Annotated in this window: 19 protein-coding genes and 2 tRNA genes; 13 read left to right on the top strand and 8 right to left on the bottom strand. The window is 64.8% G+C overall.

The genetic code is table 11. The annotated features are described in order from the left end of the window. Nucleotides 1-2: 2 nt before the first annotated feature. Nucleotides 3-1,187, bottom strand: a complete 1,185-nt coding sequence (locus H7J93_RS12700) for an MFS transporter (RefSeq protein ID WP_267306626.1) — start codon at nucleotides 1,185-1,187, stop codon at nucleotides 3-5. Nucleotides 1,188-1,302: 115 nt separating this feature from the next. On the opposite strand from H7J93_RS12700, the gene H7J93_RS12695 reads away from it, so the two are divergent. The 5 genes from H7J93_RS12695 to H7J93_RS12675 all read left to right on the top strand — a co-directional run bounded on the left by H7J93_RS12695 (nucleotide 1,303) and on the right by H7J93_RS12675 (nucleotide 5,023). Further along, nucleotides 1,303-2,091 (top strand): fumarylacetoacetate hydrolase family protein, encoded by a 789-nt coding sequence (locus tag H7J93_RS12695; RefSeq protein ID WP_267306625.1) that lies wholly within the window; start codon nucleotides 1,303-1,305, stop codon nucleotides 2,089-2,091. Then, nucleotides 2,088-3,572: a glutamate--tRNA ligase gene (gene gltX / locus H7J93_RS12690; protein WP_267306624.1), complete on the top strand. Its 1,485-nt coding sequence runs from the start codon at nucleotides 2,088-2,090 to the stop codon at nucleotides 3,570-3,572. Before H7J93_RS12695 ends, gltX begins: the two co-directional genes overlap by 4 nt. Nucleotides 3,573-3,688: 116 nt before the next feature. Beyond that, nucleotides 3,689-3,763 (top strand) — tRNA-Gln (locus H7J93_RS12685). A gap of 92 nt (nucleotides 3,764-3,855) precedes the next feature. Then, a tRNA-Glu gene (locus H7J93_RS12680) sits at nucleotides 3,856-3,928 on the top strand. Between the two features lie 204 nt (nucleotides 3,929-4,132). Then, nucleotides 4,133-5,023, top strand: a complete 891-nt coding sequence (locus H7J93_RS12675; protein ID WP_267306623.1) for a universal stress protein — start codon at nucleotides 4,133-4,135, stop codon at nucleotides 5,021-5,023. A 50-nt stretch (nucleotides 5,024-5,073) separates the two neighbouring features. Here the strand turns inward: H7J93_RS12675 and dosR are convergent, their stop codons facing one another. Together dosR and H7J93_RS12665 are read right to left on the bottom strand one after the other, a co-directional pair. Continuing rightward, nucleotides 5,074-5,724, bottom strand: coding sequence for a hypoxia response regulator transcription factor DosR/DevR (dosR, locus tag H7J93_RS12670; RefSeq protein WP_267306622.1), 651 nt, complete (start codon nucleotides 5,722-5,724; stop codon nucleotides 5,074-5,076). 152 nt (nucleotides 5,725-5,876) lie between these two features. Then, on the bottom strand, nucleotides 5,877-6,881 hold the full coding sequence (locus H7J93_RS12665; RefSeq protein ID WP_267306621.1) for an Acg family FMN-binding oxidoreductase: 1,005 nt from the start codon (nucleotides 6,879-6,881) through the stop codon (nucleotides 5,877-5,879). A gap of 115 nt (nucleotides 6,882-6,996) precedes the next feature. Between H7J93_RS12665 and H7J93_RS12660 the strand changes: the two genes are divergently transcribed. The 4 genes from H7J93_RS12660 to H7J93_RS12645 are packed head-to-tail and all read left to right on the top strand — an operon-like array spanning nucleotide 6,997 to nucleotide 11,027. After that, nucleotides 6,997-8,481 (top strand): bifunctional aminoglycoside phosphotransferase/ATP-binding protein, encoded by a 1,485-nt coding sequence (locus tag H7J93_RS12660; protein ID WP_267306620.1) that lies wholly within the window; start codon nucleotides 6,997-6,999, stop codon nucleotides 8,479-8,481. A gap of 38 nt (nucleotides 8,482-8,519) precedes the next feature. After that, on the top strand, nucleotides 8,520-9,878 hold the full coding sequence (locus H7J93_RS12655; RefSeq protein ID WP_267306619.1) for a WS/DGAT/MGAT family O-acyltransferase: 1,359 nt from the start codon (nucleotides 8,520-8,522) through the stop codon (nucleotides 9,876-9,878). Between the two features lie 34 nt (nucleotides 9,879-9,912). Next, nucleotides 9,913-10,161 carry a DUF1918 domain-containing protein gene (locus tag H7J93_RS12650; RefSeq protein WP_267306618.1) on the top strand — a complete coding sequence of 83 codons (249 nt, stop codon included), beginning with the start codon at nucleotides 9,913-9,915 and terminating at the stop codon, nucleotides 10,159-10,161. Then, nucleotides 10,158-11,027: a universal stress protein gene (locus H7J93_RS12645; protein ID WP_267306617.1), complete on the top strand. Its 870-nt coding sequence runs from the start codon at nucleotides 10,158-10,160 to the stop codon at nucleotides 11,025-11,027. The genes H7J93_RS12650 and H7J93_RS12645 overlap by 4 nt, the downstream gene beginning before the upstream one ends. A gap of 10 nt (nucleotides 11,028-11,037) precedes the next feature. Here the strand turns inward: H7J93_RS12645 and H7J93_RS12640 are convergent, their stop codons facing one another. Together H7J93_RS12640 and H7J93_RS12635 are read right to left on the bottom strand one after the other, a co-directional pair. Further along, nucleotides 11,038-11,913: a universal stress protein gene (locus tag H7J93_RS12640; protein WP_267306616.1), complete on the bottom strand. Its 876-nt coding sequence runs from the start codon at nucleotides 11,911-11,913 to the stop codon at nucleotides 11,038-11,040. Then, nucleotides 11,910-12,806 carry a universal stress protein gene (locus tag H7J93_RS12635; protein ID WP_267306615.1) on the bottom strand — a complete coding sequence of 299 codons (897 nt, stop codon included), beginning with the start codon at nucleotides 12,804-12,806 and terminating at the stop codon, nucleotides 11,910-11,912. The genes H7J93_RS12640 and H7J93_RS12635 overlap by 4 nt, the downstream gene beginning before the upstream one ends. A 576-nt stretch (nucleotides 12,807-13,382) precedes the next feature. Between H7J93_RS12635 and H7J93_RS12630 the strand changes: the two genes are divergently transcribed. After that, entirely contained in the window at nucleotides 13,383-15,098 is a 1,716-nt protein-coding gene (locus tag H7J93_RS12630) for a SulP family inorganic anion transporter (protein WP_267306614.1), read from the top strand. Here H7J93_RS12630 and H7J93_RS12625 read toward each other — a convergent pair. Further along, complete coding sequence (locus H7J93_RS12625) at nucleotides 15,082-15,783, bottom strand: IclR family transcriptional regulator (RefSeq protein ID WP_267306613.1); 702 nt, start codon at nucleotides 15,781-15,783, stop codon at nucleotides 15,082-15,084. The genes H7J93_RS12630 and H7J93_RS12625 overlap by 17 nt on opposite strands. Nucleotides 15,784-15,821: 38 nt before the next feature. Here H7J93_RS12625 and leuC point away from each other — a divergent pair, with 38 nt between their 5' ends. From leuC to H7J93_RS12610, 3 genes are all read left to right on the top strand, one after another. After that, nucleotides 15,822-17,252, top strand: a complete 1,431-nt coding sequence (leuC, locus tag H7J93_RS12620; protein WP_267306612.1) for a 3-isopropylmalate dehydratase large subunit — start codon at nucleotides 15,822-15,824, stop codon at nucleotides 17,250-17,252. Nucleotides 17,253-17,266: 14 nt separating this feature from the next. Then, entirely contained in the window at nucleotides 17,267-17,860 is a 594-nt protein-coding gene (leuD, locus tag H7J93_RS12615; protein ID WP_267306611.1) for a 3-isopropylmalate dehydratase small subunit, read from the top strand. Between the two features lie 193 nt (nucleotides 17,861-18,053). Further along, nucleotides 18,054-18,686 carry an HU family DNA-binding protein gene (locus tag H7J93_RS12610; RefSeq protein WP_267306610.1) on the top strand — a complete coding sequence of 211 codons (633 nt, stop codon included), beginning with the start codon at nucleotides 18,054-18,056 and terminating at the stop codon, nucleotides 18,684-18,686. Nucleotides 18,687-18,757: 71 nt separating this feature from the next. On the opposite strand, the gene mutT1 is transcribed toward H7J93_RS12610, so the two are convergent. Both mutT1 and H7J93_RS12600 read right to left on the bottom strand, forming a co-directional pair. Continuing rightward, nucleotides 18,758-19,684, bottom strand: a complete 927-nt coding sequence (gene mutT1 / locus H7J93_RS12605; protein ID WP_308204915.1) for an 8-oxo-(d)GTP phosphatase MutT1 — start codon at nucleotides 19,682-19,684, stop codon at nucleotides 18,758-18,760. A gap of 51 nt (nucleotides 19,685-19,735) precedes the next feature. Beyond that, nucleotides 19,736-21,946, bottom strand: a complete 2,211-nt coding sequence (locus tag H7J93_RS12600; RefSeq protein ID WP_267306609.1) for an RNA degradosome polyphosphate kinase — start codon at nucleotides 21,944-21,946, stop codon at nucleotides 19,736-19,738. Nucleotides 21,947-21,974: the final 28 nt, after the last annotated feature.

Below are 21,974 nucleotides of genomic sequence, written 5' to 3'. Positions count from 1 at the left end.
TGTCAGGTCCGCTTCGGTTCGACCGGTACGACGCGCACCGCCAGTAGCGGTAGGAGGGCGCTCACGGCGAACGCCGCGGCGTAGCCGGCCACTCCGATCAATGCGCCGAAAAGCGGTGCGGCAGCAGCGGAAGCCAGGTGCTGATTGGTGTTCTGCACACCGAGTGCCCGTCCGCTCCAGAACGGGCCGGCGATCTCGGCGATCGCGGTGAACGCCAACCCGTTGTCCGACACCGTGATCACCGAGGCGATCACCATCATCGCCACACTGACCGGTGAACTGAGCCAATCGGTCAGCGCCAACAGGCCCATTGCGACCGCGGCCGCAAGGGCGATGGTGCGGATCGGCCTCAGCCGCGAGCCCGCGACATCCGACCAACGACCGGCAGCGATGCGGCCACCGGCGCCCAATACCTGGGCCACCGTGACGACGAGGCCCGCCGACGCCGCCGACCAGCCGCGGTCGGTCATCAGCCATACCAGCGCGAACGTCCACAGCACCGCCTGGGGCACCACCAGCAGCACGGACGCGGCGTGAATACGCGTCAACACCGACGATGCGCGATATGGGTTCGCCAGGTCCTCGGCCGGAGCCTCGGCGCGCGGCGGACGCGGCGGGTCGATCACCGCCACCGCACAGATCACCGCGGATACCGCGCACACCACTGCGGGGAACAACAGTGCCACCGAGATGCTGTAGCTCTCGGCCAGCCGCGGAATCACCAAGGCGCCCAACCCGACTCCGAGAGGTGTCGCGGTCTGCCGGATCCCCATGACCAACCCGCGTTGATCCGGCGGGAACCAGCCGACCACCAGCCGACCGCTGGCCGAATTGCTGCTCGCGGCCGCCATTCCGCCGAGAAGCAGGAACGCGCCGACGGCGAACAGGGAGTCCACGGACGCAGCCGCGAATGCGGCCGCGGCGATGAGAGCCGAGCCGAGGGACAACACGATGCGCTCACCGACGCGGTCGACCACGTAGCCCCACGCGATGAGCGTGAGCACCAGGCCGAAGCCGGCCATCGACGACAGCAGTCCCGCGGCGGCGAGGTCCAGCCCGCGCTCTCTCTGCAGGCTCGGAATCAGGAAGGCCGCACCGTTGATGAATACGTTGGCACTTGTCGTGGCGGTCAGTGCGATGACGAGCAGCGACCAGCGGCGCGCGGTGCTGATCGTCTCGACGGCCATGACCTCATGGTCGCACAACTGTCTCATATATCTGAATGATTGTCTCACTATCTGAAACAGCGTCGCTGGCAAGTGCGGTCGCAGCGCTGATGACCGCGGCCACTAGGCTGAGGGAATGCGCCTTGGTCGTATCGCCAGCCCCGACGGAGTCGCCTTCGTTGCCATCGAAGGTCCGCCCGATGATCTCAGCCAGGCAGTCGCTCGCGAGATCGCCGAGCATCCCTTCGGCACGCCGACCTTCACCGGACGACAATGGCCCCTTGCCGATGTGCGGCTGCTGGCGCCGATCCTGGCCAGCAAGGTGGTCTGCATCGGCAAGAACTACGCGGCCCACGTCGCCGAGATGGGCGGCGGGGATTTCCCCGACCCGGTGATGTTCATGAAGCCCAACACGGCGATCATCGGCCCGAATGTGCCCATCCAACTGCCGGCCGACGCCAACCCGGTGCACTTCGAGGGCGAGCTCGCCGTCGTCATCGGCAGGCCCTGCAAGGACGTGCCCGCCGCCCGCGCCGCTGAGAACATCCTCGGCTACACCATCGGCAACGACGTATCGGCGCGCGATCAGCAGAAGAAGGACGGTCAGTGGACCAGGGCCAAGGGCCACGACACGTTCTGTCCGATCGGGCCGTGGATCGTGACCGATGTCGATCCTGCCGATCTGGAGTTGCGCACCGAGGTCAACGGAGAAACGAAACAGCGCAGCCGGACGTCACTGATGATCCACGACGTCGGCGCCATCGTGGAATGGATCTCGGCGGTGATGACCCTGCTGCCCGGCGACCTCATCCTCACCGGGACTCCTGAGGGTGTGGGTCCGATCGAAGACGGGGATACCGTCAGCATCACCATCGAGGGTATCGGAACGTTGTCGAATCCGGTTGTCCGCAAAGGAAAGTCATGACAGCTAGCTCCGATATGCGAGTGCGGTTCTGCCCATCGCCGACGGGTACACCGCACGTAGGTCTGATCCGCACGGCGCTGTTCAACTGGGCATACGCCCGCCATTGCGGCGGGACTTTCGTATTCCGGCTCGAGGACACCGATGCCGAGCGTGACAGCGAGGAAAGCTATCTGGCGCTGCTGGATGCTTTGAGCTGGTTGGGGTTGAACTACGACGAGGGTCCCGAAATCGGTGGTCCGTATGCGCCGTACCGGCAGTCTGAGCGTCGCGAGATCTACCGTGACGTGCTCGCGCGCCTTGTGGAGTCCGGTGACGCTTACGAGGCGTTCTCGACGGCGGAGGAAGTGGAGGCGCGCCACATCGCCGCGGGCCGAAATCCCAAGCTGGGCTACGACAATTACGATCGCGAGCTGACGGATGCACAGCGCGCCGCGTTCATCTCCGAAGGGCGCAGGCCGGTGCTTCGGTTACGGATGCCCGACGAGGACATCACCTGGCACGATCTCGTCCGCGGCGAGACCACGTTCGCCGCGGGCGTGGTCCCCGACTTCGCGTTGACCCGCGCCAGCGGAGATCCGTTGTACACCTTGGTCAATCCCGTCGACGACGCGCTGATGAAGATCACCCACGTGCTGCGTGGCGAGGATCTGCTGCCGTCCACACCGCGCCAGATCGCGCTGTACCAGGCGCTGATCCGCATCGGAGTCGCAGAACGGATACCCGAGTTCGCCCACCTGCCGAGCGTGCTCGGAGACGGCAACAAGAAGCTGTCCAAACGCGATCCGCAGTCGAACCTGTTCATCCACCGCGAACGCGGATTCATTCCCGAGGGCTTGCTGAACTACCTCGCGCTGCTGGGCTGGGGTATCGCCGAGGACCGCGACGTCTTCAGCCTCGACGAGATGGTGGCCGCCTTCGACGTCGCCGACGTGAACTCCAACCCCGCGCGTTTCGACCAGAAGAAAGCGGACGCGCTCAACGCCGAACACATCCGGCTGTTGAGCGAGGAGGATTTCACCTCTCGGCTGGCGGCGTTCTTCGCCGCCCACGGCCACGAGACGGGTCTCGACGAGACGCAGTTCGCGGAGGCCGCCCGGTTGGTGCAGACCCGGATCGTCGTGCTCGGCGACGCGTGGGACCTGCTGAAGTTCCTCAACGACGCGGAGTTCGCTCTCGACGAGAAAGCCGCAGCCAAGGAGCTCGGTCCAGAGGCTGTGGCGGTTCTGGACGCCGCCCTCGGTGCGCTCGAGACGATCGGGGAGTGGACCACTGCCGAGATCGAGAACGCTCTCAAAGACTCGCTGCTGGAGAAGCTGGCGCTCAAGCCGCGCAAGGCGTTCGGCCCGATCCGGGTCGCGGCCACCGGCGCGACGGTCAGCCCGCCGCTGTTCGAGTCGCTCGAGCTGCTGGGCCGAGACCGCAGCCTGCACCGGCTGCGGGCGGGCCGCGACCACGCTGCTGCCGCGGCGGCCCACGCGTGAAAGGCAGTCGCAAATCTTTGGTAGTCTGCACGTCGGCCCAGAACAACGCGCGGCGGCACAGCCGAAAGCGTGAAAGGGTCGAAAAAGGCTCGTGACCTGCGGTTACGAGCGGCCAATGGGGTATGGTGTAATTGGCAACACAGCTGATTCTGGTTCAGCCATTCTAGGTTCGAGTCCTGGTACCCCAGCCATTCCGGCGGACGCCGGCGCGACAAGCGTCGAGCTTCGCGGATTATGAACCGCATAATCCGCTGGGCTATGCTGGCTCTCCGGAAATGTTCTAGCCCCCGTCGTCTAGCGGCCTAGGACGCCGCCCTCTCACGGCGGTAGCGTGGGTTCGAATCCCATCGGGGGTACAAATATCGCGGCACCGGTCTCCATGCCATACGGAGACCGCGTCTTCACCTCAACAGCGCCGCTCCTAGGCGTGTTAGTCGCCATCGCGGGACTTTTGACCATTCCGTACAGGACGAATGCCTCCTGAGGTCAGGTCGTTTGCGACGTTAATCTCCGATCAGTCGTGTGATTCAGCAACGTGCCACGGCGACGAGGAGAACGAAATGTCCGCTAAGTCAGATCCGAAGCTCAAGGGCCACGGCATTGTGGTGGGCGTCGACGGCTCACCCGCATCACGTGTGGCGACCGACTGGGCGGCGCGTGAGGCGGCGCTTCGCCATGTGCCGCTGACGGTGGTGACAGTCGTTCCGCCGGCGGAGTTCGGTCCCTTCGTCGATGTCCCGTATTACGCCGAAGAACGCGAGCAACGCGCGCAAGAGGTCATCGACGACGCGCTGAAGCTCGTGTTCGACGCGACGGCTGACGAGCCGAAGCTCGCCGTCGACCACCGCGTCGTGCCCGGCAACGTGGTGTCGGTGCTGGTGGAGATGTCCAAGGGCGCCGAGCTGGTCGTGGTTGGCTGCCGCGGTTTGGGTGGAGTGGCGGGACTGTTGCTCGGTTCGGTCAGCTCCGGCGTTCTCCACCATGCGCACTGCCCGGTGGCCGTCATCCACGACGAGGATCCGTTGATGGACTACCCGAGCGCCGCGCCCGTCGTGGTCGGTGTGGACGGGTCGCCGGCTTCAGAGCTGGCGACGGCGATCGCGTTCGACGAGGCCAGCCGTCGAGGAGTCGAATTGGTCGCGGTTCACACCTGGATGAACTTCGCAGACTTTCCCCTCGACATCCTGCCCGACGAGGTGGTGACGCAGGCTGACGAGGAACTCGCTCAGCGGTTGGCGGGCTATTGCGAGCAGTACCCGGACGTCGTTGTCCGACGGGTTGTCGAACAGGGCAATCCGGCGCATCGGCTCGTCGAGGAGTCCGAGAAAGCGCAACTGTTGGTCGTAGGCAGCCGTGGCCGCGGTGGGTTCGCGGGACTGCTCCTGGGTTCGGTCAGCTCGGCCGTCGCGCAGGCAGCGCGTATGCCGGTGATCGTGGCGCGGGGCAGCTGACCGAAGTCCCTGTGCCGGTGAGGGATTGACCGCGGGCCGGCGCGGAACGACTACTCCTCGGCGTGCGCGCGGGATTGGTTCAATTTCGACACGAACACCGCCGCCTGGGTGCGGCGTTCCATGCCGAGTTTGGCCAATAGCCGTGACACATAGTTCTTTACCGTTTTTTCGGCGAGGAACATTCGCGCGGCGATCTGCTTGTTCGTGAGGCCTTCGCCCAGCAGGTCCAGCAGGACCCGCTCCTGGTCGCTGAGTCCCGACAGGGGGTCGGACTTGTCGGCGGCGCCGCGCAGCTTTGCCATCAGCGCCGCCGCAGCGCGGTTGTCGAGCAGAGAGCGGCCCGCGCCGACTTCCTTGACTGCTCGCGCCAGTTCCATGCCCTTGATGTCTTTGACGACGTATCCGCTGGCGCCGGCCAGTATGGCGTCCAGCATCGCCTCGTCCGAGGTGAACGACGTCAGCATCAGGCACCGGAGATCGGGCAGCCTGGACAGGAGGTCGCGACAGAGTTCGATGCCGTTGCCGTCGGGCAACCGCACGTCGAGCACCGCGACGTCAGGTTTCAGCGCGGGGATCCGCGCCATCGCGTGGGCGACCGAGTCCGCCTCGCCGACCACCTCGAGTTCGGGGTCGGAATTCAGCAGGTCGATCAGCCCGCGGCGCACCACCTCATGGTCGTCGACGAGAAAGACTCTGACCATGGCAAGTCCCTCCTCCGCGCTCGTGCCCGCCACCATACTGACCGGGGACGGCGAAGGGGCACAGAACAACCCGTTGTGCTCGGCGGATGGTGCGACACGATCCCGAGGGTCCGCCGCCACCAGGTCGCGGTGCATTCTGCACCTCCTACTGATCATTGGTGGTGGGAGCGCACCTCGAGGACCTCATCGATCGGCCGCCGTGGCGTCGGGGGCGGCAACTCCTCCAAGCCTGGCGCCTGCCCGACGCGGATGATGACCTGCGGCGTCGTCGTCTGCCCGATCAGCGACGCCACCACGTCGCGTCCGGGCCACAACTCCGTGATGTTGGTCAGCGTGCACGTGGCCAGGCCGGCCACGGTGGCCTCGAGGAGGACGGCAGACAGCATCTCTCCGCACTCGAGCACACTGGTGCGGTCGGTGTCATATGTCGACAACACGAGGATCGTGGCCTGGTCACGAGCCAACTGAGGACGCCGTTCGCTGGTGGGGGTGACTGGAAAGTGGCGGCCTATCTCGACACGATCGCTTTCGGAAGCTGATACCAGCGAACTATGCGGAATACCCTGGGTGGATTCGAAAAGCCCTGTCCACCAATCGAGTTCGGATTGGTAGGCCGAGTCGTAGACGCGGAGTGATTCGGCGATGTCCGATGCCTGCGCCAATTCATTGCGCAGTTCGTCTGAGACCTCGTCGAGGCGCACGGCGTCACTCGTGACGGCTCGTTGGAGCGCGACCGAGACCGACTCCCAGTTGTGCGGCGGGCCGAACGGCAGTCGGTCGGTTCGCCGACGGAGTATGGCGTCCGCGAGGGCGCGGTGCCCGTCGGTCACGTATTCCATGGGACTGAACTCGATCGATGCCAGATGCATCCGGTTGTTGGGATTCGGGAAGCGCTCGACATGCGCCACCCAGCCGGCCGCGGCCATCACCACGCGGAAGTGGTCGAGGGCAGCGCCGCAGCCGAGTAGCGCCTCCGCACCCGTGTGGTCGGTGGCGTGCAAGACCCGGTTCCGGTCGAGGTACAGCATCACCGTGCTCCCGTCGACGCTCCCATCGACCACCCAGCGCCAGGGCTGGCTGTTGTGCAGCGACGGCGCGCGGCAGGCCAGCTGTACGGCCTGCTTGAGGATTCGGGTGTCCACCACGGTGTCGCGCATGCTCTCAGTTTCCGCCGCAAGACCGCGTGTCACCAGGGTCAATGGTCCCGAGGAGCGGGTCTTAATACCCTGGAAAGCGACGGTCAGCACGCCCATGATGTGAACCATGGATGCCATGACGATGTCCGATGAGATCCGCGAGCCCTGGACTGTGGCCGGCAACTTCGCTGCGGAGGTCCACGAGACGCACACGGGCGTCGTCATGCTGCTGGGGGACAAGGCTTACAAGGCGAAGAAGCCGATCGCCACGGATTTCCTCGACTTCACGACCGTCGAGCAACGGGAAAGCGTGTGCGAACGTGAAGTCGCGCTCAACAGCAGACTGGCACCGAACAGTTACCTCGGTGTCGCACACTTCGTGGGGCCGTCCGGAGGACTGGCGGAACCGGTGGTGGTGATGCGTCGCTACGGCGACCACCATCGGCTGTCCTGGAAGGTCAGAAACGGTGAGCCCGTGCACGAGCAGTTGACGGCCATCGCCGATACGCTCGCACGGTTTCATCGCGATGCGGTTCGCAGTGAAGCGATCGCGCAGCAGGCCGGCCCAGACGCCATCACTGCTCGGTGGGAACAGAACCTGCGCGAACTCGAACGCCACGGGGTGATTGCAGCGGACAAGATCACTGAAGTACGTCAGCTGGTCACGTCGTTTGTCGCGGGCCGTGCGCCGTTGTTCGCCCAGCGTGTGGCAGACGGCAGGGTCGTCGACGGGCACGGCGATCTCCTCGCCGACGACATCTTCTGCCCGCCAGGCGAGTTGGCGATCCTCGATTGCATGGAGTTCGACGACACGCTCCGATTCATCGACGGTATCGATGATGCTGCGTTCCTCGCGATGGACCTCGAGTTCCTGGGCCGCCCCGAGCTGGCGACCCACTTCCTCGCGGCATACCGCCGAGCCGCGGGGGAGACGGCGCCCGAGTCGCTCGTGGACTTCTACATCGCATACCGTGCGGTTGTCCGCGCCAAGGTCGATTGTGTGCGTGTGGCACAAGGGCACCCCGCCGCGGGCGTGGATGCGCAACGACATTTCGACATCGCGCTTGATCACCTGAGAGCGGGCGTCGTCAGACTTCTGCTCATCGGCGGCGGCCCCGGAACGGGTAAGACCACCGTGGCCCGCGGGCTCGCGGAACAGATTCGTGCCCAGGTGATCTCAACCGACGACGTCCGCCGCGAACTGCAGCAGAGCGGTGCCATCGGCGGCGAACCGGGCAGCCTCAACGCCGGCCTCTACGACCCGCGCAATGTGGCTGCCGTGTACGACGAAGTTCTGCGGCGCGCGAGTGTTCTGCTCCAGCGTGGTGTGTCGGTCATCCTTGACGGAACGTGGCGCGATACAGGGCAGCGAGAACGGGCGCGCCGCATCGCGGCCGACGCCGCGGCCCCGTTCTCCGAATTCACCTGCTCGATTCCGGCAGACGAGGCGTCGGCGCGGGTTGCGTCCAGGCCGGAGTCGACATCCGACGCCACGCCTGCGATCGCGGTCGAGCTGGCCGAGGAAAGCCAGGGGTGGCCGGGCGGGCATCGCTTGGATACCAGTCGGCCAGTGGCCGACTCAGTCACGGAGGCGCTCGAGATCTGTTGCTTGCAGTTCTGACTTCGGTATTGCACGGGCGTACGGAGAGTGAGGCAGCAGTGGAGCGATTGACCCCCCTTGATGCGGGCTTTCTCGAAGCGGAGGACGCCGACCCCCACATCAGCCTTGCGATCGGCGGCCTATCGGTGCTGGAGGGCCCGATCCCAGAATTCGAAACTCTGGCGGCGGCCGTTTTGGAGAGAGCGACCGCAGTGCCCAGGATGAGGCAGGTACTTCGGACTCACCTGCTCGATCTTCAACCGCCGGAATGGGAGGACGCGCCGGATATCGATCTCTCCCACCATATTCATCACATCGCTGTACCCGCGCCCGGAAGCGACAATGAGTTGTTCCGGCTGACCGCCGACATCATGGAACGGCGGTTGGATCGTGACCACCCACTGTGGGAATGCTGGATCATCGAGGGCCTCTCGGGCGGACAATGGGCGATGCTGCTCAAGATCCACCACTGCATTGCGGACGGAATCACGACCATGCACATGCTGTCCGGGCTCGCCGACGGGGGCAAGGGCGAAACCTTCGCGACGGAGATCCGGGCTGCCAAGCAGGTGCCCGCGAAGCAGGACGCTTCCTTCAAACTGAGTCTGAATCCCTTGGATTGGGCGCGCGCCACCTGGAGTCTCGCTACTGAGGCAGCGGCCAGTGCGGAGCTGGCGGTCGGAGGTGCGGTGAAGATCGCCAGCGCAATCTTGAGTCCGGCCGCCGACTCACCACTCGTTGGCCCCGTGACAACCATGCGGCGTTACAGCGCTGCGCGAGTGAGCCTTCGGGATGTCGCGAAAATACAGGATGCATTTGATGTGACGCTGAACGACGTTGCGTTGTCGGCGATCTCAGCCAGCTACCGGGCCGCGCTGATCCGTCGGGGCACGCCGCCGAAGCGGAACTCATTGCGGACGCTGGTGCCTGTGTCCGTGCGGTCGAACGACGAGATGGACATCACGGATAACCGGGTCTCCGTGATGCTGCCCTTCCTCCCAGTGGACCGCGAGGACCCCGTCGACCGGCTGCAGACGGTGCACAAACGGTTGACGCGGGCAAAGTCCAGCGGACAGCGTGAGGCGGGGAGCGCATTCGTTGCGGCCGTCAACATGGTGCCGTTCGCGTTGACCGCGTGGACCGTTCGCGCGCTCACCAAACTCCCGCAGCATGGTGTCGTGACGCTGGCCACCAACGTCCCCGGGCCACGCCACCGACTCCGAATCTTGGACCGCGAAGTCCTACGGATGATGCCGATTCCGCCGATCGCCCTGAACCTCCGCACCGGCGTGGCGATCGTGAGCTACGCCGATGAACTCACCTTCGGTATCACGGCGGATTACGACGCCGCGCCCGATGTGGACGAACTCGCACGCGGAATCGAGCAGGGAATCGACGAATTGATCGACTTGGTGTGATTGATCTGATGCCTTGATTGATGAGGAGGGAGATATGAAAGCCGAAGTCGGGGATTGGCTTGTGACCAAAGGCCTCACTATCGACCATCCCGAGCGACGCGGACTGATCACTGAAGTGCATTCCGATGACGGCTCGCCACCCTACGTCGTCCGATGGCTCGACAATGACCACACGGCGACTGTGTTTCCCGGGCCCGACGCGGTCATCGTCACGGCTGCTGAGCAACGAGCTGCCGAGGAACGCGCTGGCCATCACGCCGACATCCACGGCCAGCGCACGTGAGCACCGGCGAGGCAGGCGTCGTTGTCGCCGTTGACGGTTCACCTTCGGCCGAGGCGGCCCTTCGATGGGCCGCACATGATGCCCGCCTGCGTGACACGCGCCTGACCATCGTCCATGCCATTGCGCCGGTGGTCGGCACCTGGCTGGCAACACCGGTGCCACCCGACGTGTTGAGTTGGCAGAACGACCTGGGCCGGCAGATCCTCGACGAGGCTGTCTCGGTGGCGACGGACGCTGCGAATGGGGCCTCAGATGGGGCACTGCAGATTTCGACCGAACTGCTTCGCGCGACCGCGGTGCCGGCGCTGGTCGAGATGTCACAGCATGCCGAAATGGTGGTGGTGGGCAACCGAGGTCGGGGACGACTCGCACGCGCATTGCTTGGTTCGGTGAGCATGGGTCTGGTGCACCATGCGCGGTGCCCGGTGGCCGTCATCCGCGAGGAAACGCCAAATGTCGACGGGCCGGTTCTGCTCGGCTGCGATCTCTCGCCCTCGGCGGCGGCGGCCACCTCGCTGGCCTTCGAGGAAGCATCCCGACGTGGAGTCGAATTGGTGGCGCTGCACGCGTGGTGGGGTTCGGGGGCGTTCGAATTCACCCTCGACTGGGAGAATCTGCGCATCGAGGTCGACCAACAGTTCGCTGAGCGGCTGGCCGCGTGGCAAGACCGCTATTCCGATGTCGTCGTGCGCAGGGTGGTTGTTCGGGATCAACCGGCGCTGCGTCTGGTCGACTACCCCGGACCGCCGCAGATGATCGTCGTCGGCAGCCACGGACACGGAGCCGTCGCGAGCACGTTGTTGGGTTCGGTGAGCACCGCGGTTGTGCAAGCAGCGCAGATTCCGGTGATCGTCGCTCGTTCATGACGCCCGGTCGTCAATGACAGATGACGACCGGGGTTGGGCAGTGATGCAAGAGATTGAGCCCGGTGGAGCCCACCAGCGTCGCCGCCAGCAGAGTGCGCTTCCGGCTGCCCACGATGACAAGCTGCGAATCGGCCGCATGCCGCAGGAGAACCTTGGCAGGTCCATCCGGTTCGATGTAGTTCGTCACCTTCACGTCCGGATAGCGCGCGGTCCACGGCTCGAGAATGTTGAGAAGCTTTGCCCACTCAAGGCTCTCGAGACCGTCCCAATCGGTCAGCAACGGCTCGGTGACCCACGCCGGCGGCCGAACCGACGGCCAGGCGTGGACGGCCCTCAACTCGACGTCGAATCTGCTCGCCAACTCGAAAGCAGTTTCAAACGCGACCGCGCCCGTCCGCTCCCCGTCCACTCCGAGCACGATGGGCTTCTTCGTGGGCACGTCACTGTCACCGCGCCACACCACCACCGGACATGCCGAATGTGCCGTTACGGCAAGGGTTGTCGACCCGACCAGCAGAGCGGCCGCAGGCGATATCGCCCCGGCGCCGAGAACCACGAATCGGGCGGAGCGGCTGCGTGAAATCAGCAGGGCGTCGGCAGGCTCATCGGATCGCAGCGTGGTCACCTCGAGCCCGGGCGCCGCGGCGCGCACCTGTTCCTCGGTCGATTTGAGCAGCGCGGCCGCCTGCTCGTGATGCTCGGCGAGCGCGGCGGCCCGGATGGCCATGGCGGCGTCGGTCAGCAGGTGACCGGCTTCAGGTGCGCCACTGACCAACTCGAGCGGAACCTCGAATTTCAGCGCTACCGCGGCCGCCCATATCGCCGCCGACATCGCTGCGTCGCTACCGTCGACGCCGACGACGATGGGCCTCGTGGTGTCCGTCATTTCGAATCACGCCGGGCGCGGACGACGATCACAGGGGCCTTCGACCCCTGCGCCACCTTCGAGCTGACCGAGCCGAGCAGCATACCGGCGAAGCCGCCGCGACCGTGGCTGCCGATCACCACGAGCTGAGCCTTTTCAGACTCCTCGATGAGCCATCGTGCGGGCTGGTCGCAGACGATCCGGCGGTGGATACGCACATCCGGGTACTGCTCCTGCCATCCCGCGAGGCGTTCAGCCAATACCTCGTGTCCCTCGTCTTCGTACTTGTGCCAGTCCATTCCGAGGACCGGCAAGACGCCGACATCACTCCATGCGTGCAAGGCGACCAGATCGACGCCCCTTCGGGACGCCTCGTCGAACGCCAGGGCCGTCGCATCCTCGGATGCGGGGGAGCCGTCGACACCGAGAAGAACGGGTGCGGAGCCGTGGGGCGCAGGAGCCTGGTCGGAGGGAATGATCACGATCGGCCCATACCCGTGGTGGAGTAAACCGCTACTGACCGAGCCCAGAATCGTGCGCCCGATCGCGCCGAGCCCCCTACTGCCGGCCACCGTCATATACGCGTCGCGCGACGCTGTCACCATCGCTGAGGGGGCGTCGATATGCATGACCTCGGATCGAACTTCCGGGGGCTGAGCTTCTCCGATGCTTGCCTGGACCGTCTTCTGCGCTTTGTCGAGAACCTCGCGGGCGAAATTCTCCTGCGACTCGGCGAAGCTCGTTTCCAGATACGCGACGGGCCAGCTGACGACGACAGGCGGGATGGCGTGCAACAGGGTGATCGGCTGGTCACGCATGACGGCCTCATGGGTGGCCCATCGGATGGCCGCCTCCGATTCGGGCGACCCATCGACTCCGACAAGGATCCCGTACTTCGGGGAACTCTGGCTCATCGTCATTCCTCCTACTTCTTGGAATAGCGGCCGTTGATATAGGTGGTCAAAATCGTCATGACGGCGATGACAACAGCGATCAATACTGCGGCAGTGGGCCAATCCATAACGAGCCTCCTTTTCGGCCGACGTTACGGTCGGCCGAAGACGTTAGGCAGGGCCGTTGGTCCCTTCACGCGGTGTCTGTCGTCCCCGATCGAACGGTAATCTGCGGCAAGCGGCGGTGCGGTCAAACCGCGGAAGTCAGCCGGCTGCCCTTCTTCGCACGATGAGCACGACGATGCGGTCCAAATCGGTTGTGCTACCCAACATCGGGACTGGCGCCTGGCGAAGCGGCGCTCCCCGATTGCTGCTCGACCATCGATTCGTGACCCGGCCCGCCGTCGCCTCCCGTGCTCCTGTCCATTCGGCGTTGGTGCGTCAACGGTATTCAGCTGTGGCGTCTTTCGGACCGGGTCGTAGGTCCCTCGGCAACGGCCGAAGGTCACCAACCGTGCGCGGTGGGTGCCGCTGACCGGCACAGATCGGTAGCGTCCTGCTCGTGACAGCACCGTTCGGGAGACACTGACTCACACCATGGGGAACCTGCGGAGCTTCAGAGACTGGGCGCCGGGCGTCGCGCAGTTCCGGAATTACGAGCGCGCCTGGCTGCGTGGCGATGTGATCGCGGGACTGACCGTCACGGCTTACCTTGTTCCGCAGGTGATGGCCTATGCGACGCTGGCGGGTCTGCCCGCTGTCGTCGGATTGTGGGTCGCGGCGGTTGCGCTGGTGGTCTACGTCCTCATCGGCTCGTCGCGCAAGCTTTCAGTCGGGCCCGAATCGACCACCGCGTTGATGACGGTTGCCGTTCTCGCGCCGCTCGCCCTCGGTGACAGCGGGCGGTACGCGATGCTCGCGGCGCTGCTGGCGATCCTCGTCGGCGCCATATCTTTCATGGCGGCGCTCGCGCGGTTGGGGTTTCTGGCCAACATGTTGTCCAAACCCGTGCTCGTCGGCTACATGACGGGCATCGCGCTGCTGATGATCGCCAGCCAACTCGGCAAGGTCACAGGCACCACAGTCGAAGGTGGTGACTTCATCGAACTGATTCGCTCGTTCATCACCAACGTCGACGACGTCCATTGGCCGACGATCGTGCTTGCCGTCGGCGTTCTTCTGCTGTTGGAAGGTCTCGGACGGTGGGTGCCACGAGCGCCAGGACCGTTGATCGCGGTGCTCGCGGCTGCGGCGGCGGTGGCACTGCTGTCGTTGCAGGCCAATGGAATCAGCGTGGTCGGTGCGATCCCGAGTGGCTGGCCGACGCTGGGGGTGCCTCGCGTGGATCCCGGCGATGTCGTTGCCCTGATTCTTCCTGCGGTCGGAATTGCGATCGTCGCCTTTTCCGACAATGTGTTGACTGCGCGTGCGTTCGCGGCTCGCGAGGGCGAGGAGATCGACGCCAATGCCGAACTGCGTGCGCTCGGGGCCGCCAACCTCGGCGTGGGTTTGACACACGGATTTCCGGTGAGTTCGAGCGCGTCCCGCACCGCGGTCGGAGATGCCGTTGGCAGCCGCACCCAGTTGTGCTCGATGGTCGTGGTGGTGACCGTCCTTGCGGTGCTGTTGTGGGGAAGAGGTGTGCTGGCGCAATTTCCGACTGTCGCGCTGGGGGCCTTGGTCGTGTTCGCCGCGTGCCGGCTGATCGATGTCGGTGAGTACCGCCGGCTCGCGCGATTCCGCCGAAGCGAGTTGATCCTGGCGGTGGCAACCGCCGCAGCCGTACTCGGTGTCGGTGTGCTGTACGGGGTGCTCGCAGCGGTCGCCCTTTCCATCCTGGATCTGCTTCGCCGCGTCGCGCACGCCCATGACAGCGTCCTCGGCTTCGTTCCCGGCATCCCCGGGATGCACGACATCGAGGACTACCCGGAGGCCACCTCGATACCCGGTCTCATGATCTACAGGTACGACGCCCCGCTGTGCTTTGCGAACGCACAGGACTTCCGGCGCCGAGCACTGGCGGCCGTAACTGAAAACGACGGACCCGTCGAGTGGTTCGTGCTGAACGCCGAAGCGAATGTCGAAGTCGATCTCACTGCGCTCGATGCGCTCGAGCAGCTCCGCGAGGATCTCGCGCGTCGCGGCGTCGTGTTCGCGATGGCGCGGGTCAAACAGGATCTGCGGCAGGCGCTTGGCGCCGCGGGTCTGCTGGAAAAAATCGGCGAACACCGAATCTTCATGACGCTGCCGACCGCTGTGGAGGCGTTTCGGCAGCGGTCAGATGTCCGAAAACCCTTTACAGGCGACGCGTGAGCGCTTCGGCCGCGGCCAAGAGATCGGCGGCCCATCTCGCTCCAGGGCGCCGGCCCATCCGGTCGATCGGGCCGGACACCGACACCGCCGCGATCACCGCGCCGTGCGCATCACGCACCGGCGCAGAAACACTCGCCACGCCGGGCTCGCGTTCGGCGGCGCTCTGCGCCCAGCCGCGTTTGCGTACCTCGGCCAGGGTTCGGTCGGTGAATTTCGCCGCAGGCAGCACGGCCTGCTGGGTGGCGACGTCGGCGTGGGCGAGCAGCACCTTGGCCCCCGAGCCCGCCGTCATCGGCAGTCTCGTGCCGACCGGAACGGTATCCCTTAGCCCTGCAGGTGGTTCGAGGGCGGCGATACAGATGCGTGAGGTGCCTTCGCGGCGGTACAGCTGAACGCTTTCGCCGGTGATCTCGCGGAGGCGGGGAAGGACGACGGCACCGGCAGCCAGCAGTGGATCGTTGACCTGTGCCGCCAACTCGGTGAGCCCAGGTCCGAGCCGCCATCGGCCGTCTCCGTTACGGGTCAACAGCCGGTGCACTTCCAGACCCGCGGCCAGCCGATGCGCGGTGGCACGCGGTAGCCCGGTGCGTTCACACAACTCGGCGAGCCCGCATGGGGACTCGGCGATCGCGTGAAGCACGCCCACGGCTTTGTCCAGCACGCCGATGCCGCTATCCTGTCTCACAGGGAGATACTATCTTCCCAGAATGTGAGAAAGTCAAGATGGTTACCGAAGAAAAGCCGCGGACGCTGGCAGAAAAGGTGTGGGACGACCATGTCGTCGCCTACGGTTCCGGCGAGGGTGCAGCGCGCGAGCCCGACCTCATCTACATCGACCTGCATCTCGTCCACGAGGTGACCAGCCCGCAGGCATTCGACGGGCTTCGACTCAACGGCCGTCCGGTCCGCAGGCCCGACCTGACCATCGCAACCGAGGACCACAACGTCCCGACGATCGACATCGACAAACCGATCGCCGACCCGGTGTCGCGTACACAGGTCGAAACGCTGCGCCGCAACTGCGAGGAGTTCGGCATCCGTCTGCACTCGATGGGCGATGCGGAACAGGGAATCGTTCACATCATCGGGCCGCAGCTCGGGCTCACGCAGCCGGGCATGACGGTGGTGTGCGGCGACAGCCATACCTCGACGCACGGTGCGTTCGGCGCGCTCGCGATGGGTATCGGCACTTCGGAGGTCGAGCACGTACTCGCGACGCAGACGCTGCCGCTGCGGCCGTTCAAGACGATGGCGGTCAATGTCGACGGCCGACTGCCCGCCGGTGTGAGCGCGAAGGACATCATCCTCGCGGTGATCGCCAAGATCGGTACCGGCGGGGGACAGGGGTACGTCATCGAATACCGCGGCAGCGCCATCGAATCGCTGTCGATGGAAGGCCGCATGACGATCTGCAACATGAGCATCGAGGCGGGCGCGCGCGCGGGCATGGTCGCACCCGACGAGACAACCTTCGAGTTCTTGCGTGGTCGTCCGCACGCACCGAAGGGTGCCGACTGGGATGCCGCGGTGGCGGAGTGGCAGCAACTGCGTACCGACGAGGGCGCCGAGTTCGACACCGAGGTGTACATCGACGCCGCGACCCTGAGCCCGTTCGTCACGTGGGGGACCAACCCGGGTCAGGGCGTCCCGCTGTCTGCGTCGGTGCCCGATCCCGAGTTGATGGTTGACGAGAGCGCGCGGCAGTCCGCCGAGAAAGCGTTGGCGTACATGGATCTTCGGCCCGGTACGGCGATGCGCGACATCGCTGTCGACACCGTCTTCGTCGGCTCGTGTACTAACGGCCGCATCGAGGATCTGCGGGTGGTCGCCGATGTGTTGAAAGGCCGCAAGGTCGCCGACGGCGTGCGGATGCTCATCGTGCCCGGCTCGATGCGAGTGCGTGCACAGGCCGAATCAGAGGGCCTCGGCGAAATCTTCACCGCCGCCGGCGCCGAGTGGCGGCAGGCCGGTTGTTCGATGTGTCTTGGAATGAATCCAGATCAACTCTCGCCGGGACAGCGTTGCGCATCGACGTCGAACCGAAATTTCGAAGGTCGCCAAGGTAAGGGCGGCCGCACACATTTGGTGTCCCCAGCGGTCGCGGCGGCCACCGCTGTGCGCGGCACGTTGTCTTCGCCCGCAGACCTGAGTTAATAGAAGGAATTCCCATGGAACCATTCCGCACCCATACCGGTATCGGCGTTCCGCTTCGGCGCTCCAATGTCGACACCGACCAAATCATTCCTGCGGTCTATTTGAAGCGGGTAACCCGAACGGGTTTCGAGGACGGTTTGTTCGCCGCATGGCGCACCGACCCCTCGTTCGTGCTCAATGTTTCACCCTTCGACAAAGGGTCGGTGTTGGTGGCGGGCCCGGATTTCGGCACCGGTTCGTCACGCGAGCATGCCGTCTGGGCACTCATGGACTTTGGATTCAGAGTCGTCATCTCGTCGCGCTTCGCCGATATTTTTCGGGGCAACGCGGGCAAGGCGGGCCTCTTGGCGGCGCAAGTCGCCCAGGATGATGTCGAACTGTTGTGGAAGCTCCTCGAGGAGCAGCCAGGCATGGAAATTACTGTGAATCTTCAAGATCGGAACGTGGTCGCCGGAACGGTCATGGTGCCGTTCAACATTGACGATTACACCGCCTGGCGACTTCTCGAAGGACTCGACGATATAGGCATTACGCTGCGGAAATGCGATGAAATCGAGGCGTACGAAGCGCGTCGTCCGAGCTGGAAACCACGCACTCTGGCAATGTGACGAATCGGCTCTACGAGCCGACGAATTCATTACTTAACCCGGTTATCCGGGCCCCCGGCAGGAGTCCAAGGGGGGCAAGAAAGTTCGCTAGTTTCTCTTGAAATTGCGCGTGGCTCTTGGAAATCAGTGGCCAATAGGTTTACCGTGTCCACTAGTCGGCCCAAAGTGGGCTACTGGTTTTCGGAGGTTTTGGATGAACAAAGCGGAGCTCATCGACGTACTCACGGAGAAATTGGGCTCGGATCGTCGGTCGGCAACCCTCGCGGTGGAGAATGTCGTAGACACCATCGTGCGTGCGGTTCACAAGGGTGACAGCGTCACTATTACCGGCTTCGGCGTTTTCGAACAACGCCGTCGCGCTGCCCGTGTTGCGCGCAACCCGCGCACCGGCGAGACCGTGAAAGTCAAGCCAACGTCCGTACCGGCATTCCGGCCGGGTGCTCAGTTCAAAGCGGTTGTCTCTGGCGCACAGCGCCTCCCAGCGGAAGGACCAGCAGTGAAGCGTGGTGTGACTGCGGGCGGTGCCCGCAAGGCCGTGAAGAAGGCAGCGGCCAAGAAGGCAGTCAAGAAGGCTGTGAAGAAGGCAGCAGTCAAGAAGGCTGTGAAGCGCACCGCCGCCAAGAAGGCTGTGAAGCGGACCGCGGCGAAGAAGGCTGTGAAGCGCACCGCTGCCAAGAAGGCTGTGAAGAAGGCAGCAGCCAAGAAGACCGTCAAGAAGGCAGCAGCCAAGAAGACGGTGAAGCGCGCTGCGGCCAAGAAGGCTGTGAAGCGCACCGCTGCCAAGAAGGCTGTGAAGCGCGCTCCGGCCAAGAAGGGCCGCAGGTAGGTTCAACAACGAACGCGCCGTGGGTCATCACGACCCACGGCGCGTTTGTGTGTGGCAAGTGAGCGCGGCGCTCACTTCTTGACGGCGAGCGGACTTCCGATGTGGTCGGCGGCGATCACGTGTCCGTCGAACAACGACATCACCCACGTGCTGCCCTTGCGATTGCGCGACTTGTCGGGACGAACACCGTCGCGCTCACACCACCACGAGATGAGATCCGGAATCACCTTGCCCTGCGTACAGATCACGGGCGTGCCGTCGGCAGCGGCGATCTCGAGGAAACGGTTGCGCGCAGCCTTGCGGTTGTCGGCATAGGCTTCCTCGGTCAGCAGCGGTTCGCTCTTGATGCTGGCGCCGAGTTCCTCGGCCAGCGGTTCGAGCGTCTGCCGGCATCGTGTCCGGTCCGCGGCGTAGAGCGTATCGGCGCCGAACGCGAGCAGCTGGCCGACGAGAGATTCGGCTTGTGCACGCCCGCGCTTGTCCAACGGGCGGTGCCGGTCGTCGCCTTTGTAGCGGGACTTACTACCCGCCGTGCCGTGCCTGACTATCAGCACTGTCTTTGTTTCGGCGGGCAGCTTCATGAAGCGGCGTAGCACCTTTCGGTCATGCGGGTAACCGAGTGCTTTGACGGCTTGGGAGGCGGGCAACCACTTGAGTTCGTCGACTTCGTCGTTGGGGCTGAACTCGCCACCGATGGCGCGCGCAGACCAGTACCGCACCTTCTTGATGCCCTGTTCGATGGGGTAGCTCACGGCGGCGAGGCGACGACCGAGATGCGCTGTGTAGCCGGTCTCCTCGGCCACCTCACGCACGGCGGTCACAGGTTCGGTTTCACCGGGGTCGACTTTGCCCTTGGGAAGTGACCAGTCGTCGTACCGGGGTCGGTGAATGATCGCGACTTCGGGCACGGCGGGATCGTCACCGGGTCGCCACAGCACTGCGCCCGCGGCAAGAATGGCCTTGCCCGTCGGGACGGCGTCGGGATTCTCCTTCGGCACGTCAACTCCTGCTGATCATTCGGGCCCCGGAGAGCTCACCGCCGACGGATCTCAAGGGTGCCGGCGCAGATCCATCAGCGACACCTGGTGGTCGCGGACCGTGTGACCCTCTTGCGGCGATGCCGTCCACTTACCGTTGCTGTCCAACTCCCAGCAGCGGGTGGCGGGATCGAGCGCGGAATCGAGGACGTCGTTCAGTTGCGACGTCAGCCTCGGATCCTTGACCTGAGCCATCACCTCGACACGTCGATCGAGATTACGGTGCATCATGTCGGCACTACCGATCCAGAACTCGTCTATGGCGCGGAAGTGAATGACTCGCGAGTGCTCGAGGAACCGGCCCAGAATCGAGCGCACCGAGATGTTTTCGGAGTAGCCGGGCACGCCCGGCCGCAACGCACAGATACCGCGAACCACGACCTCGACCGGCACCCCCGCCTGCGACGCGCGATAAAGCGAATCGATCACCTGCTCGTCGACCAACGCGTTCGCCTTCAGTCGAATGCGGGCGTCGGCGCCTGATTGTTTGGCGGCGATCTCTCGTTCGATGCGTTCGATGATCCCTCTGCGGACGCCATAGGGTGCGACCAACAGGTTGCGGTACGACTCTTTGCGCGAGTATCCGGTCAGTGAGTTGAAGAGATCGGTGAGGTCTGCGCCGATGTCCGGCGCCGCTGTCAACAAGCCGACGTCCTCGTAGAGTCGCGCGGTCTTGCTGTTGTAGTTGCCGGTGCCGATGTGGCAGTAGCGCCGAATCGCCGATCCTTCGCGGCGCACCACAAGACAAGTCTTGCAATGTGTCTTCAACCCGACCAGTCCGTAGACGACGTGCACTCCCGCACGTTCGAGGGCGCGCGCCCATTTGATGTTGGCCTGCTCGTCGAACCGCGCCTTGATCTCCACCAGCGCGACAACCTGTTTACCCGCCGCGGCGGCGTCGATGAGCGCATTGACGATCGGTGAATCACCCGACGTGCGGTACAGCGTCTGTTTGATGGCCAGCACGTTGGGATCCGCCGCGGCCTGTTCGATGAACCGTTGCACCGTGGTGGAGAACGAGTCGTACGGATGGTGCACCAGCACGTCACCGTCGCGCAGGGTCGAGAAGATGCTCTTGGGGGTCTCGCGTTCGCCGAACGCAGGCGGTGTCGCAGGAACGAACGGGCGGTCCTTGAGTGCGGGGCGATCCTGGTCGTAGATCTGCCAGAGCGACGACAGGTCGAGGAGGCCGGGCACCTCGATGACATCGCCGGTGTCCACATCGAGTTCGCGCAACAGTAATTCGAGCATGCTCTCGGTCATGTCGTCGGACACCTCGAGGCGAACCGGTGAACCGAAGCGTCGTCGCGCCAGTTCTCGCTCAAGCGCCTGCAACAAGTCTTCGTCACGGTCCTCTTCGACCTCGAAGTCCGCGTTGCGGGTGATGCGGAACGCGTGATGCTCGACGATCTCCAGACCGGGGAACAGCACCGGCAGGAAGGCCGCGATCAGTTCCTCCATCGGGAGGAACCGCACGATATCGGACGAGCCTTCACGGCGCGCCAGCTCCACGAAGCGGTCGACGTTGTCCGGCACCTTGATTCGCGCGAAGTGCTGTCCGCCGTCCTCGGGCTGTCGCACCGTGACGGCGAGGTTCAGACTCAGCCCGCTCACGAACGGGAAGGGGTGCGCCGGATCAACCGCGAGCGGCGTCAGCACCGGGAACACCTGCTCATGGAAGTACGTCGACAACCGTGCGCGCTCGTCCTCGTCGACGTCGGCCCACGTGACGATCACGATCCCCTCGTCGGCGAGCGCAGGCCGCACCGAATCGAGGAACACATGCGCATGGCGGTTGGAGATCTGCTGAGTGCGTTCGTTGATCCGGCGCAGTTGTTCCCGCGGGGACAGGCCGTCGGCCGAACGCACCGACAATCCCATTTCGTCGCGCCGTTTCAGGCCCGCCACCCGGACCATGTAGAACTCGTCGAGGTTGGACGCGAAGATCGCAAGGAACTTCGCCCGCTCCAGAAGCGGTAGAGACGGGTCGGCTGCGAGTGCCAGCACGCGTGCGTTGAAGTCGAGCCAGCTCAGTTCGCGGTTGAGGTAGCGATCCTCGGGCAGCGCGTTGTCGACCGCCTGCAACGTCGCCGCGGGTGGCGCCTCAGGCGCCGAGTCTCCCGACTGGGGGGCGCTGGGACGCACGGTCGAGTCCGGTGTCGACGGCCGCGCGGCCGACGCGGCGGGGTCGGCGGCAAGGATCTCAGTATCGGCATCCGTCATTCCTCAGATGATCCCCTATTGAGTAGTA

Source organism: Mycobacterium barrassiae, assembly GCF_025822765.1.
In the GTDB taxonomy this organism is placed as follows: Bacteria; Actinomycetota; Actinomycetes; order Mycobacteriales; family Mycobacteriaceae; genus Mycobacterium; species Mycobacterium barrassiae.
The sequence above is the reverse complement of the archived record's forward strand: the minus strand, read 5'-3'. Positions and strand labels throughout refer to the sequence as shown.